This is a genomic window from Pseudomonas sp. D4002 (assembly GCF_013385665.1).
In the GTDB taxonomy this organism is placed as follows: domain Bacteria; phylum Pseudomonadota; class Gammaproteobacteria; order Pseudomonadales; family Pseudomonadaceae; genus Aquipseudomonas.
The window spans coordinates 1-14,340 of record NZ_JACAPN010000022.1 but is presented as its reverse complement, the minus strand read 5'-3'; the positions used below and the strand labels follow the sequence as shown (position 1 = coordinate 14,340).

The window sequence follows — 14,340 nt, the reverse complement described above, 5'->3', positions numbered from 1 at the left end:
CCCGCCAGACCTTCCTATAAAAACAAGACAGGAGACACGGCGTGTCCGAATCCCACACCCGCCCCACCCACCGCATCGCCGTGATTCCCGGCGACGGCATCGGCCGCGAAGTGGTGCCCGAAGGCCTGCGGGTACTGGACGCTGTCAGCCGGCGCTTCGGTATTCACTTTCACTTCGACCACTTTGCCTGGTGCAGCGAACACTACCTGGCCCACGGCACGATGATGCCCGACGACTGGGCCGAACAGATCGGCAGCCATGACGCGATCTTCTTCGGCGCGGTGGGTGCGCCCGACATCATTGCCGACCACACTGCGGTGTGGGAGTCGCTGCTGAAGATCCGCCGCCAGTTCGATCAATACGTGAATATCCGCCCGGTGCGCCTGATGCCCGGCGTGCCCTGCCCGCTGGCCGGCCGCGTGCCGGGGGACATCGACTTTATCGTGGTGCGGGAAAATACCGAGGGCGAATACTCCAGCGTTGGCGGCCGCATGTGGGAAGGCACGGCGCGGGAAATCGCAGTGCAGGAGTCGATCTTCTCCCGCGAAGGCGTGGACCGCGTGGTGGACTACGCCTTCAAACTGGCGCAACAGCGGCCGCGGAAAAACCTGGTGGCGGCGACCAAATCCAATGGTATCTCGATCACCATGCCGTTCTGGGACGAGCGGGTTAACGAAATTGCCCGGCGCTACCCGGACGTGAAGACCGCCAAGTTCCACATCGACATTCTGTGCGCGCACTTCGTGCAGCATCCCGACTGGTTCGATGTGGTGGTGGCCTCCAACCTGTTCGGCGACATCCTTTCCGACCTCGGCCCGGCGTGCACCGGCACCATCGGCATCGCGCCGTCGGCCAACCTCAATCCCGAGCGGCGCTACCCGTCGCTGTTCGAGCCGGTGCACGGTTCCGCGCCGGATATTGCCGGGCTCGGTGTCGCCAATCCCATCGGGCAGATCTGGTCGGCCGCGCTGATGATCGAGCACCTGAGCGACGGTGATCCGCTTTACCAGGAAGCGGCGGCAGCCATCGTGTCCGCCATCGAAACGGTGCTTGCCGAAGGCCCGCGCACCCGGGAAATGGGCGGCAGCGCCAGCACTGTCGAAGTGGGTCGCGCCATCGCCGAATGCGTCGCCGGGAACAGGAGCTGAACATGACCAACGCACATTACATCGCCAACCAATGGCTGGCGTCGACCTCGCTGGAAGACATTCCGGTGATCGACCCCAGCACCGGCGATACCTATTCGAGCATCGCCCGTGGCACGGCCGCCGATATCGAGGCGGCGATCAGCGCGGCGCGCCTGGCACTCGGCGAAACCTTCGACGGCCCGTGGGGCCGGTTGTCGGCCGTGGAGCGCAGCCGTTTGCTGGCCAAGCTTGGCGTGGCAGTGCTGGAACATCATGAAGAGCTGGCGCAGATCGAGGCGCGGGACACCGGCAAGGCGCTGAAAGTCGCCCGCGCCGATGCCACCGCCCTTGCCCGCTATTTCGAATACTACGCGGGTGCCGCCGACAAACTGCACGGCGAAACCCTGCCGTACCAGGCCGGCTACACGGTGTTGACGGTGCGCGAACCCCACGGGGTGACCGGGCATATCATCCCGTGGAATTACCCGATGCAGATTTTCGGGCGCAGCGTCGGCGCCTCGTTGGCGGCGGGCAATGCGTGCGTGGTCAAGCCGGCGGAAGATGCCAGCCTGTCGTTGCTGCGCCTGGCGGAAATCGCTGCCGAGGTTGGTTTTCCAGCCGGCGCGATCAACGTAGTCACCGGTTACGGCTACGAAGCCGGCGCGGCGTTGTGTGCACACCCGGGCATCGATCACATTTCGTTCACCGGCTCCACCGCCACCGGTACTGCCGTGTCGAAAGCCGCTGCCGAACGCCACTGCCCGGTCACCCTGGAGTTGGGCGGCAAGTCGCCGCAACTGGTGTTCGCCGATGCCGACCTGGATGAAGCGTTGCCGGTGCTGGTCAACGCCATCATTCAGAACTGCGGGCAAACCTGCTCCGCCGGCAGCCGTTTGCTGGTGGAACGCAGCATTTACGAAACCCTGCTCGCACGCCTCAGCCAACGTTTCAGCGAACTGCGCGCCGGGCCTTCGGCGCTGGACCTGGACATGGGCCCGCTGATCAATCAGAAGCAGCTGCGCCTGGTGCGCGAGTTTATTCGTCAAGCCGAACAGGAAGGGATCACCGTCGCCGCGCGCGGAACGGTGGTGGCCGAGGCCGGCAGCGGCGGGTATTTCCAGGAGGCGGTGCTGTTTCGCGATGTGCCGCCTGACAGTCGCCTGGCGCAACAGGAAGTGTTCGGCCCGGTGCTGGCCGTGATGCCCTTCGACGATGAAGCCGAAGCGATTCGCCTGGCCAACGGCACCGAGTTCGGCCTGGTGGCCGGCGTGTGGACCCGCGATGGCGCGCGGCAAATGCGCCTGGCGCGCACCCTGCGTTGTGGCCAGGTGTTCATCAATAACTATGGCGCCGGTGGCGGCGTTGAATTGCCATTCGGCGGCGTGAAGGCCAGCGGGTATGGACGGGAAAAAGGCTTCGAGGCGCTGCTGGGCTTTACCACCTTGAAGACCATTGCGATCAAACACGGTTGATTCCTCACAACAACAAGAACGGAGAACACACCATGCGTTTAGCCAATAAAGTCGCGATCGTCACCGGCGCCGGTTCGGGGTTTGGCGAGGGCATCGCCAAGACTTTCGCGCGCCAGGGCGCCAAGGTCATCGTCGCCGACATGAACGCCGTCGGCGGTCAGCGGGTGGTCAATGAAATCGCCGAAAGCGGCGGCCATGCGCATTTCATCGAGGTCAACGTGGCCAACGATGAAAGCATGGGCGCCCTGCTGCGTGGCACTTTGGAGCAGTTCGGCGGCCTCGATATCGTCATCAACAACGCCGGTACCACCCACCGCAACCGGCCGATGCTGGAAGTCGACGAAGCCGAGTTCGACCGGGTGTTTGCGGTCAACGTCAAAAGCATCTTCTTGAGCGCCAAGCATTTTGTGCCGCATTTTCGCGGCCAGGGCGGCGGCGTGTTCGTCAATATTGCCTCGACGGCGGCGATCCGCCCGCGTCCGGGACTGGTCTGGTATAACGGCAGCAAGGGCGCAGTGGTGGTCATGAGCAAGACCATGGCGGCGGAGCTGGGGCCGGACAATATCCGCGTCAACTGCGTGAACCCGGTGGTGGGTGCCACGGCGTTGCTCAGCGAATTCATGGGCGTACCGGACACCCCGGAAAACCGCCAGAAATTCATGGCGACCATTCCCCTGGGGCGCTTTTCCACCCCGCAAGATGTGGCCAACGCCTGCCTGTACCTGGCGTCGGACGAAGCGGCGTTCATCACCGGCACTTGCCTTGAAGTCGATGGCGGGCGCTGCGTGTAACTCACTCTCACAGGGACCGGAATTGCTATGTGTGATCTTCATAATAAGAACGAGCCGAACACCCGCGAATTGCTTAAAGGCCTGCCAAAGAACTGGGGTAAATGGGGCCCGGACGACGAAGTCGGCGCCCTCAATTACCTGACTGAAGCCGAAGTACTGCGGGGCGTGGCCTCGGTGCGCCAGGGCAAGACCTTTACCCTGCAAGTGCAGATCGGCCACCCCGACGGCGACCCGATGTGGCCGGCGCGCAACCCGTCGATGCGCTTCAATACCCTCGACCACAGCCATTACCACTTCGGCAAACAACCGCACATGACCGGTGGTGCGGCGTATTCCGACGACGTGATCTTCATGCAGCTGCAAGGCTCGACCCAGTACGACGCCCTCGGCCACGCCTGGTACGACAATCAACTGTGGAACGGCTACGACGCCCAGACCACCGTTGGCGGCATGGCCAAGGCCAGCGTGCTGGCGATTGCCGAACGCGGCGTGGTGGGCCGTGCGGTGCTGATCGACATGGCCCGCCATCGCGGCAAGAAGTGCCTGGGCCGGGGCGAAACCTTCAACCACCTGGACCTGCTCGACGCCGCCAAAGCCCAGGGCGTGACCATTGAAAAACGTGACATCCTGATCATCCGCACCGGGTCCATGGGGGCGTTTTATGAGCTGGGCAAGACCGAGTTCTTCAAGGACCTGATGGAGCCGGGGCTGACCTACAGCCGGGAGCTGGTGGAGTGGTTCCACGAGATGGAAATCCCCAATCTGGTGACCGACACCATCGCCAACGAAGTGATCACCGACCCGGTGTCCGGGGTGCAGATTCCGCTGCATTGCGCGCTGATGCGCAACCTGGGGATCGCCTTCACCGAAATCGTGTTGCTGGAGGAACTGGCCGCCGATTGTGCGGACGACGGCCAGTGGAAATTCCTCTACACCGCCGCCCCGCTGAAGATTGTCGGGGGCAGTGGCGCACCGGTGAATCCGGTGGTGATCAAGTAGCCGTTCCGTCTCAGTGGCGAATTTGCGAATCGCGAACGCGCCACTAGACTCAAGGCTCCTCTCACATGGAAGTCCACTCAATGAATGTATTGCGCCCTCTTCGCCAGGCAATTGCCCTGGCAACCCTGCTGTCTGCTGGTGCCCTGACGGCACATGCTGCCGATATCCCGTTGTCCAAGTCGCTGGAAGCCGATGAGGTGACCACCAAGGTGCTGGAGGTGGATGCCGCCAACCATCAGGTGGTGCTCGAAGGTGCCGAAGGCCGCAAGGTGCATGTGCAGCTCAGCGACCAGGCCAAGGACCTGGGCAATCTCAAGGTAGGTGATCAGGTCAAGGTGCTGGTGACCCATTCGGTCGCCGCCGTGCTGGACACCGACATCGACAAGAGCGCACCGGACGCCACCGAGAAGACTGGCGTCTTGCGCGCCACCGCGGATAACCCGAACCCGGGCGGTGCGGCCTTCCGCCAGGTACAGGTGCAGTTGAAGATCACCCACATTGAGCTGGCGAAAAACCAGGTAACCCTGGAAAACCCGGCGGGCCAGAGCAAAGTGCTGACCGTGGAGAAACCGCAAATTCGCGCCGGCCTCAAAGACCTCAAGGTCGGCCAAAGCGTGTTGGTGACCTACACCGATACCCTGGAAATCAGCACCGCCCACGAAGGGTGATGAATGCGGCGCCCCATCAGCTCACGGCTGATGGGATTTCGCCAGATAGTCTTCGATGTTGTTCATCTGATCATCCCAGCCTCGGGAGTTCTTCTTGTAGGCCTTCTGGCGGCGAACGTCCGGGATCCCGTCAAAACCTGACTCCACCACGCGCAACAAGATGCCTTCGGCGTGATCCTCGAGGGTGAACTCCACCAGCGTTGGGGTTTCCGCGTCGTAATCCACATCCTTGTCTACGGCGTAGGGATGCCAGCTGAAAGAGAACCGTGTCTGTGGTTCAAGCCGCTCGATCCTTGCCTTCCACACCACGTGCTCGTAACCGGGATAGGTGATCGGGGCTTCAATGGCCCGGCCCTGGGCAAACTGTTTGCCCTTGAGGGCGATGCCAAACCAGCTGCCGAATTGCTCGGCGTCGGTCAGTGCTTCCCAGACCCGTTGGCGTGGAGCGTTGAGCAGGACTTTACGTTTGATTTCATTTGATTCGTGCATGAGACACCTCCTGTATTGACAGTAGGCGACATCGACCAATGCGCAACCCTGGGGTTGCGCATTCCCGGTTTCAGCGAGTCAGAATTGCCACTTGGCGTTGACCATCGCGTTGCGCGGTTCGCCGTAGGAGCCGGAGTTGAACGTGCCTAGGCCGTCGTAGTACTTCTGGTCGAACAGGTTGTTGACGTTCAGGCCCACCGACAGGTGTTCATCAACCTGGTAGCTGGCGAGCAGGCCGACCACACCGTACGGGTCCTGCTTGGCCTTGTAGTACGGGCCTTCGTAGTTGATTTGGGAGGACGCATAGATCTCGCTTTGCCAGGTGACGTTGGCGCCGATGGTCAGGCGGTCGAGGTTGCCGGGCAGGCGGTATGAGGTGCCGAGTTTGAACAGGTTGATCGGCTGGTTGGCCTGCACGCGTGCGCCGTCCTTGTCGTGGGATTCGCGGTAGGTGTAGCCGCCGAATACGTTCCAGCCTTCGGCCACTTCACCGGAGATTTCGGTTTCGACGCCACGAGTGCTGGTGCCGGCGATGGCCTTGTAGACGGCTGCGCCTGAAGAGTCGGTGCCGGATTGCTCGGGAGTATTCTTCTGCTCGATGTCGAACAGGGCAATGCTGGCGTTCAGCGCGCCATTGAAGAATTCGCCCTTGAGACCGATTTCGTAGTTGTCGCCCTGCTGCGGCGCCAGGGAGCCCTTTGAAGACGTCTTGTAGAAAGTCTGCGGCAGGAAGATGTTGGTGTAGCTGGCGTAGACCGAGTAGGTATCGTTGAGGTCATAGATGACGCCGGCGTAGGGCGTGACCACGCCGGTCTTCCTGGTTTTATCGATGGTTTTCGTGCCTGCTGCGTAGTCCCGGTCGGCGTTCTCCTGGTTCCACCAACTGACCCGCGTCCCCAGGATGATCGTCAGCGGATCAATCGGTTTCAAGCGCAGGGCGGCGTAGACGCCGGTCTGTTGCAAAGTGGTGACGGTGCCACCGACTTCGGTGTACGAACGGCGACTGTACTGCCGGCCATCCCAGGTGAAGATGTTGTCCACCTGACCGTAGTCGTTATCGGCCGAACCGCTGCTGTAGTCGGGGAAGTTCAGGTGCGTGCGCGAACTGCTGGCGCCCATCACCAGTTCATGCTCACGCCCGCCCAGCTGGAACGGGCCGGTGGCATACACATCGACGGTGTCCTGGGTCTGGTAGCTGTCCAGGCGATAGATGAAGGCACCCGCGCCCTGCCCTGTCACGGGGTCCGGGTAGCCGCCACTGGCCGACGCGCCCTGTCCTTTGCGGTAGGAATACTGATGGCTGTAGGCAGTCTTGAGGCTCCAGTCGTCATCCAGCTTGTGATCGAGCATCGTCGTGAAGGTGTAGCTGGTGTTGTCCATGTAGCTGGAGCGCGAGGCCGGGTTGAAGGAGCGGGAGAAGTGGGTCTGGGTGCCATTGTTGTAGAACAGCGGGATATGGCCGTAGGTGCTGCCATTGGCGTCGTTGTTCTGGTAGTCGAGGCTGGTGCGCAGCGTGGTGTTTTCGTTCAGGTCGATGTCCAGGGCGCCATACATCACGCGCTTGTCCTGCTTATACCAGTCGATGAACGAATTCTGTTTTTGATAAGCCGCGACGAAACGTCCGCGCACGTTGCCGGTTTCGGTCAACGGGCCGGACACATCGACTTCGGAACGGTAACGGTCCCACGCCCCGGCTTCGCCGGAAACGTAGGCCTGGAAGTCCTTGGTCGGGCGCTTGCGCACCAGGTTGATGGTGGCCGATGGAGTGCCGGCGCCGCTCATCAGCCCGGTGGCGCCGCGCACCACTTCGACGCGGTCGTAGATCGCCATGTCGGAGATCGCGCCGGTGTATTGCTGGGACTCGTTGGCCACCTGCGACGGAATACCGTCGTACTGGAAATTCTGGATTTCAAAGCCCCGGGAATAGAACGAGTAACGCTCGCTGTCGCGGTGGTTGCTGCTGATGCCGGGGGTGAAGGCCAGCACTTCGTTGAGGGTCGACAGGTGTTGGTCGTCCATCAACTGGCGGGTGACGACGCTGACCGATTGCGGCGTTTCCCGCAGCGACAACGGTAGCTTGGTCGCGGTACTGGTGGCGCCGGTGGTGTAGGAGCCGGTGTTTTCGGTGGTCAGGCTCAGCCCTTCGGCATTGATGCTGGTGGCGCCCAGGGTGAAGGCGCCGCTGGATTGCGGGATCAGGCCGTAGCTGCCATCACCATTGGCCGCCACGCTCAGGGCGCTGCCCGCCAACAAACGCGCGAAACCCTGCTCGACACTGTAGGTGCCGGTGAGGCCCTGGCTCTGCTTGCCCGCGGTCAGGCCCGAGTCAAAAGACAAGACGACGCCGGCGTCACTGGCAAAGCGGCTCAGTACCGACCCCAACGGGCCGGGCGCGATGCTGAAGGTCTTTTGCGGGCTGGCCGCCACAGCGCTGGAGCCTGGGGACAGCAACGGGCCCAGAAGGCTGTATTGCACCATCAACGACACGCCGAACAACGCCACCTGCAGGGGCTTTTTGCGAAATGATCGAAGCGGTGGATTGGCGACTGAAGTTTGCCCTGCGCGCATTACTGACTCCTGGTGACCGAAAGAAATGAAGAGGTATTGCAGGAGGAGTCGAGCGAGGCGCGGCAAATCGACAACGGCGGCGGATAAATATTTTGCGTTTTTATCCGCGGGCGACAATTTGGGTCCAGTAATCGGTGCGGGAGATGCGCCGTACCGGTAGCGCACGGGTCAGTGCGGTGAGGGTCAGGTCCAGATCATCCAGGGAATAGGCGCCGGAGACCCGCAGGTGGCCGACCTCGGCAGCACACCCCAGGTAACCTGGCCGATAGCGCTGCAACTCTTCGAGCAGGCGATCCAGCCGCCAGTTGTCCACCACCAGGCGCCCCGCCGCCCATTCGCCCTCGCCGGGCTCAATGGCGCGCAGCGTCAGCAGGCGGCTGGTATCGAAGGTCACGGCGTTGCCGGTGGTGATCACCGTCTCTGCCAGCTCATCACCCGGGCGCACGGCCACGGCGTGTTGCAGGACGCTCATGGCGGTGTAGCCGTCGAACTGGCGCACGGTGAAACGTGTGCCCAGCGCGCGCATCTCGCCGTGGGCGCTGCGTACCATGAAAGGGCGTGCATCCTTGGCGGTCTCGATCAGGATCTCACCGGCGCGCAGGATCAGCAGCCGCTGGTCCGGGCCGTAGCGCACATCTACGGCGCTGGCCGTATTGAGCGACAGCCGGGTGCCATCCTCGAGGGTGACAGTGTGACGTTCGCCGGTGGTGGTGCGCTGATCGGCCATCCATATCGGCGCCTGGCGATAGCCGGTCCAGCCCATGGCGCTCACCCCGGCACCGATCACCAGGCCCTTGAGCAAGCCGCGTCGCCCCAGGTGCCGGGAATGATCGGCGGCCTTGTCCAGCACATTGACGGCCAGGGATCCCGGCAGGCACTGGAGTTGGCCCTGGAGCATCTCCACACGCTGCCAGGCCCACTGGTTCAACGGGGATTCTTCGCGCCACGTGTTCCAGTCCTGCTGAAGCTGGCGATCACCGGGCACCTCCGCCAGGCGTGCAACCCATTGGGCTGCGGCACTCAGCGCCTGGCGTTGCGGGTCAAGGGTCATCGGTCCAGCGCTTCAAGCAGGCAATGCTCGGTGGCCTTGGCGATGTATTTGGTCACCGAGCTGACCGAGACCTGTAGCTGCTCAGCGATTTCCTTGTAAGGCATGCCCTGCAACTGCGAGAGCAGGAACGCGCGTTTCACCTTGCGCCCGAGACCGTCGAGCATCGCATCGAGGCGCTGCAGGGTTTCGATGATCAGCAGGCGCTCTTCGGGTGACAGGGCGTAGGCCAAGGGCTGTTCGGCCAAAGCCTGGAGATAAGCCTGCTCAAGGGCCTTGCGACGGTAGCTGTCAATCATCACGCGCCTGGCGATGGTCACCAGGAAGTGCCGCGGCTCCTTCAGGTCGGCGGCCAGAGGTTTGGCCCGGTCGGCCAATAGCAGGCGAATGAAGGTGTCCTGTGCCAGGTCAGCCGCCTGATGCGAACACCCCAGCCGCGCACGCAACCAACCCACCAGCCAGCGGTGATGGGCACCGTAAAGCGTGGCAACAGGCTGGTGAGCGTGGCGGATCGATTCGGGCATGATGGCGATTAGCGCTAATGAGAACGAATCGCAATTTAGACGAATGTAGGAGTAAGGGCAATCACCTGTGTGTATTTGTGGCTTTAGACGTGGGGATCACCCGGCGCCTTGGCAGGGGTCGCGTATTGCGGCTTCAAGTGGCCTTCCTGATCGAGCAGCCAGGCGTCCATGATCTGGCGCACCACCGGCCCCGCCACTCGGCCACCGGCCTCGCCGTTTTCGATCATCACCGAAATCACGATCCGCGGGTGCTCCGCCGGGGCAAAGCCGACGAACAAGGCGTTGTCGCGGTTGCGCTCCAGGGTCTTGAGACGGTTGTAACGCTCGCCCTGCTTGATCGCCACTACCTGCGCAGTACCAGACTTGCCAGCAATCCGGTACTGCGCACCGGCTGCAGCCGCCCGGGCGATACCGCGTGGATCGTGCATTACCAATTGCATGCCGTGGTTGACCTGCTCCCAGTCGCGCGGGTCTTTGAGCACCACGTTGGGCATCGGGTTTTCATCCACCGGCGGCACGCCATTGATGGTCTTGGCCAGGTGCGGTCGGTTCCACACGCCCTTGTTGGCGATCAGCGCAGTGGCCTGGGCCAGCTGCAACGGGGTGACCTGCATGTAACCCTGGCCGATGCCGAGGATCACGGTTTCACCCGGGAACCACGGCTGGCGCCGGGTAGCGCGCTTCCAGGCTTGGGACGGCATCAGGCCGGCTGACTCTTCGAACATGTCGAGGGAGACTTTCTGGCCAAGGCCGAACTCGGCCAGGTAGTCGTGCAGGCGGTCGATACCCAGCTTGTGGGCCAGGTCGTAGAAGTAGGTGTCGTTGGAGCGCATGATCGCTGCGTCCATGTCCACCCAACCATCGCCGCTGTGGTTCCAGTTGCGGTATTTGTGGTCGAAATCCGGGAGTTGGTAATAGCCCGGGTCGAACACCCGGGTCTGGGCGGTAACCACGCCGCTGTCGAGGCCAGCGATGGCGACTTCCGGCTTGATCGTCGAACCCGGCGCGTAGAGCCCGCGCAGCACGCGGTTGAACAGCGGACGGTCGAGGGAGTCGTGCAGCGCGGCGTATTCCTTGAAGCTGATGCCGGTGACAAACAGGTTCGGGTCGAAACTTGGCTTGCTGACCATCGCCAGCACTTCGCCGGTTGCCGGGTCGAGAGCAACCACCGAACCACGGCGGTCGCCGAGGGCTTCTTCGGCGGCTTCCTGGAGTTTGACGTCCAGGCTCAGCACGATGTTTTTGCCGGGGATCGGGTCGGTGTGCTTGAGCACCCGCAGGACGCGGCCCTGGGCGTTGGTTTCAACTTCTTCATAGCCGACGTGGCCATGCAACTCGGACTCGTAGAAACGCTCGATCCCGGTTTTACCAATGGACTGGGTGCCCCGGTACTCCACTGAGTCGAGGGCTTTGGATTCTTTTTCGTTGATCCGGCCTACGTAGCCAATGGAGTGGGCAAAGTGCGCACCCAGCGGATAATGGCGGACGAATTGCGGCTCGACATCCACGCCCGGCAGGCGGAATTCGTTGACGGCCAGCACGGCGATCTGCTCTTCGGTCAGCTCGTAGAACAGGGTGACGGGCACGAAGGGATGACGGGCTTGCTTGAGCGCCTTATCAAATACGCCACGGTCCTCGGCGGGCAAATGCAGGAGGCTGACGATAGCGTCCAGCTCTCCTTTGAGATCGGTGGTGCGCTCGCGGGTGATGGTCAGGTTGTAGCTGGGACGGTTGTCGGCAAGTACTACGCCGTTGCGGTCATAGATCAGGCCGCGGGTCGGTGTGATCGGCAGGACGTGGACGCGATTGTTTTCGGAAATGGTGGAGTGGTAGTCGTACTGCACCACCTGCAGGAAGTACATCCGACCTACCAGGGCGCAGGTAATGCCGATTACCAGCAGCGCGCAGGCCAGCAGCCGCTTGTTGACCAGGCGGTTTTCTTTTTCGTGATCCTTGATCGGTATTGGTTCAGGCATTTCTACAGCATCTCGTTGAATAAGGTCGACGCCGCTTCCTGCGGAGGAAAAATCAGTCCTTGTGAAAATGTGCTGCACCATACCAAAAATGCAGAAACACTTTGCATCGATTTCCCTGAACGGTGTGCTAATGGAGCCTGTTCATGCACTTTGGTTTGAGCCGTTGACCTTATTCATGCGTTTTTATGCTGACGATCAGCTCAGGATCGACTTGGGCTCCAGGAAGGCTTCGAGGCCGAATGTGCCGTACTCGCGGCCGATACCCGATTGCTTGAAGCCACCAAACGGCGCTAGAGGTTCATGGGCCAGGGTATTGATCAGCACTCGGCCAGCGTCTATACGGCTGGCCAGCCTGCGGGCGCGTTCGGGATTTGAAGACAGGATGTATGCCTGGAGGCCGTAGGGTGTGTCGTTGGCGATGGTCAGGGCCTCTTCCTCGGTTGCGTAGGTAATGATCGAGAGCACTGGGCCGAAAATCTCCTCGCGGGCGATGGCCATTTGGTTGGTCACCCGGCTGAATACGGTTGGTTTTACGAACCACCCGGCTTTGATGCCCTCAGGCAAACCGCGACCTCCTGCCAATAGGTGGGCGCCCTCCTCGATCCCGATCTGAATGTAGCGCTGTACGCGCTCCCACTGTTTTTGGCTGACCATGGGGCCGACCGCAGTGGCTGGGTCACGAGGGTCGCCGGCTTGCACGTTGCCCACCTCGTCGATCATCAGCGCTTCGATTTCTTCCAAACGACTTTCGGGTACCAGGATTCGAGTGCCGGCGATACAGGCCTGGCCGCTGTTCATGAAACCGGCCTGAAGGGCCATGGGCACGGCCGTCTTGAGGTCCGCATCATCGAGAATCAGCACCGGTGATTTGCCGCCCAGCTCTAGGGTCACGCGCTTCAGGGTCTCGGCGCCGGTCCGCAGGATTGTTTTGCCGACAGCGGTTGAACCCGTGAAGGACACTTTTGCGATGTCGGGATGGGCGCTCAACACGGCGCCTACGGTTTCGCCACGGCCAGTGACGATGTTGAATACACCGGGAGGCAAGCCTGCGTCATGCAGGGCGCGGGTGACTAGCGAGGTCTGGATTGCGCTCATTTCACTGGGTTTGATCACGGCGGTACAGCCGGCGGCCAACGCCGCAGCGAGCTTGCCGCAGATAAAACCGGCGTTGCTGTTCCAGGGTGTGATCAAGCCGGCCACACCCAGCGGCTGCATGACCACCTCGGCGATGCCAATGCGTCGGGAGAAGTTGTAGTTCTCCAGTACTGAAGCGGCATCTTGCAGGACGCTGGCTGCATGCCTGGCCATCCACCGCGCACGGGATATTGGGGCGCCGTACTCCTCGATAATCGCGTCGGTAAGTGCGTCTTCAATGGATTCAACTGCGGCGTGAAGGCGTTTGAGATAGTCGATGCGCACATCTTTAGAGCTATGGGAGAACTCGGTAAAAGCTCGCTTGGCGGCAGCGATGGCATCCAGGGCGTCTTGTTCATTTGCCAATCGAACCTGGCCGATACGCTGGCCTGTTGCAGGGTTGAACAGCTCAAAAAGCTCTTCGCCATGGGGCGTCACAAAGTCGCCGTTGGTGTAAATCTGGTTGATGTATTGCATAGGTCCTCCGGGACGCTGAGCTAGTGCGTCCTACGGTAAGTCACTATGATTAAGCCGATAAGCCGTACAAATCGGCATGAGTTGATGAGCGATTCAGGACAATGAATACATCCGGGCTGAATGAGTTGGAAGCGGTGCTGGCAGTGGCTCGGCATCGCAGTTTTCGTGCAGCGGCGACCGAGTTGAATGTGTCGACATCGGCGTTGAGCCACTCTATCGCGGGGCTTGAAGCGCGGATGGGGGTGAGGCTGTTCAATCGCACCACGCGCAGCGTGTCGTTATCTGAAGTGGGCGCGGAGTTTGTCGAAACCATTACCCCTGCACTGTTGAGCATTCGCACGGCCTTGGAACAGGCAGGAAATCGCAGCGCGGAACCCAGCGGTACCTTGCGCCTGAATACCTCGGCGGGGGCGGCAAAGCAGGTGATGCCGTTGCTGCTGGAGTATCTGCGACGTTATCCACGGATGAAATTGGATATCGTCACTGAGGGGCGGCTGGTGGATATCGTCGCGCAGGGGTTTGATGCGGGGATTCGGCTCGGGGGTACGGTTCCTCAAGACATGATCGCAGTCGATATCAGTCCGGCCCAGCGTTTTTCGGTATTGGGCAGCCCGGACTATTTTGCTCTCAACCCAGTTCCCGTCAGTCCCATGGATCTGCGGGCCCATCAGTGTATTCGCAGCCGGATGCCCAGCGGGGCGATCTATCATTGGGAGTTTGAGCGACATGGCGAAGCGCTTGCTGTCGAGGTGCAAGGGGTTTTGACCCTGGATAATCCGACTCTGATGCTTGAGGCTGCCAGGGCGGGACTAGGCTTGACCTATCTTACGGAATGGAATGCCGCTGCCGATTTAGCGAACGGGACGTTAGTGCGCGTACTGGAGGAATGGACGCCGTCTTTTGACTGCTTGCGCCTCTATTACCCAGGTAGGCGCCATGTGCCGGCCGGGTTAAGGGCACTGATTGAGTTGATCAGGGAGCAAGGCTTTTAACCAGGCTGGATCTTTTTTACGGCCAACAGCTCTCTCCCCGTTTTCCGACCGCCCAAAACAAAACCCCTGACTGCA

Annotated in this window: 12 protein-coding genes; 6 read left to right on the top strand and 6 right to left on the bottom strand. The window is 61.5% G+C overall.

Translation table 11 applies throughout. The annotated features are described in order from the left end of the window. Positions 1-41 precede the first annotated feature (41 nt). The 5 genes from HX824_RS16770 (at position 42) to HX824_RS16750 (ending at position 5,057) form a co-directional block, all read left to right on the top strand. Positions 42-1,148, top strand: a complete 1,107-nt coding sequence (locus HX824_RS16770; protein ID WP_177054829.1) for a tartrate dehydrogenase — start codon at positions 42-44, stop codon at positions 1,146-1,148. A 2-nt stretch (positions 1,149-1,150) separates the two neighbouring features. After that, the gene (locus tag HX824_RS16765) at positions 1,151-2,599 is read left to right on the top strand and encodes an aldehyde dehydrogenase family protein (RefSeq protein WP_177054828.1); all 1,449 of its coding nucleotides are present in this window, start codon (positions 1,151-1,153) and stop codon (positions 2,597-2,599) included. A gap of 32 nt (positions 2,600-2,631) precedes the next feature. Further along, entirely contained in the window at positions 2,632-3,390 is a 759-nt protein-coding gene (locus tag HX824_RS16760; RefSeq protein WP_008434578.1) for an SDR family oxidoreductase, read from the top strand. A 27-nt stretch (positions 3,391-3,417) separates the two neighbouring features. Next, the gene (locus tag HX824_RS16755; protein WP_177054827.1) at positions 3,418-4,389 is read left to right on the top strand and encodes a cyclase family protein; all 972 of its coding nucleotides are present in this window, start codon (positions 3,418-3,420) and stop codon (positions 4,387-4,389) included. Between the two features lie 80 nt (positions 4,390-4,469). After that, complete coding sequence (locus HX824_RS16750; RefSeq protein WP_177054826.1) at positions 4,470-5,057, top strand: hypothetical protein; 588 nt, start codon at positions 4,470-4,472, stop codon at positions 5,055-5,057. A gap of 21 nt (positions 5,058-5,078) precedes the next feature. Here the strand turns inward: HX824_RS16750 and HX824_RS16745 are convergent, their stop codons facing one another. The 6 genes from HX824_RS16745 to HX824_RS16720 all read right to left on the bottom strand — a co-directional run bounded on the left by HX824_RS16745 (position 5,079) and on the right by HX824_RS16720 (position 13,273). Continuing rightward, entirely contained in the window at positions 5,079-5,546 is a 468-nt protein-coding gene (locus HX824_RS16745; protein WP_003208248.1) for an SRPBCC family protein, read from the bottom strand. A gap of 78 nt (positions 5,547-5,624) precedes the next feature. Further along, on the bottom strand, positions 5,625-8,114 hold the full coding sequence (locus HX824_RS16740; protein ID WP_177054825.1) for a TonB-dependent receptor: 2,490 nt from the start codon (positions 8,112-8,114) through the stop codon (positions 5,625-5,627). Positions 8,115-8,214: 100 nt separating this feature from the next. Further along, a complete protein-coding gene (locus HX824_RS16735; protein WP_008434584.1) occupies positions 8,215-9,165 on the bottom strand; it encodes a FecR domain-containing protein in 951 nt (316 codons plus the stop codon). Continuing rightward, complete coding sequence (locus tag HX824_RS16730; RefSeq protein ID WP_177054824.1) at positions 9,162-9,686, bottom strand: sigma-70 family RNA polymerase sigma factor; 525 nt, start codon at positions 9,684-9,686, stop codon at positions 9,162-9,164. The genes HX824_RS16735 and HX824_RS16730 overlap by 4 nt, the downstream gene beginning before the upstream one ends. A gap of 83 nt (positions 9,687-9,769) precedes the next feature. Continuing rightward, the gene (gene mrdA / locus HX824_RS16725) at positions 9,770-11,662 is read right to left on the bottom strand and encodes a penicillin-binding protein 2 (protein ID WP_003208249.1); all 1,893 of its coding nucleotides are present in this window, start codon (positions 11,660-11,662) and stop codon (positions 9,770-9,772) included. Between the two features lie 195 nt (positions 11,663-11,857). Next, on the bottom strand, positions 11,858-13,273 hold the full coding sequence (locus HX824_RS16720; protein WP_177054823.1) for an aldehyde dehydrogenase family protein: 1,416 nt from the start codon (positions 13,271-13,273) through the stop codon (positions 11,858-11,860). Between the two features lie 101 nt (positions 13,274-13,374). On the opposite strand from HX824_RS16720, the gene HX824_RS16715 reads away from it, so the two are divergent. After that, entirely contained in the window at positions 13,375-14,265 is an 891-nt protein-coding gene (locus HX824_RS16715) for a LysR family transcriptional regulator (protein WP_003208253.1), read from the top strand. Positions 14,266-14,340 lie beyond the last annotated feature (75 nt).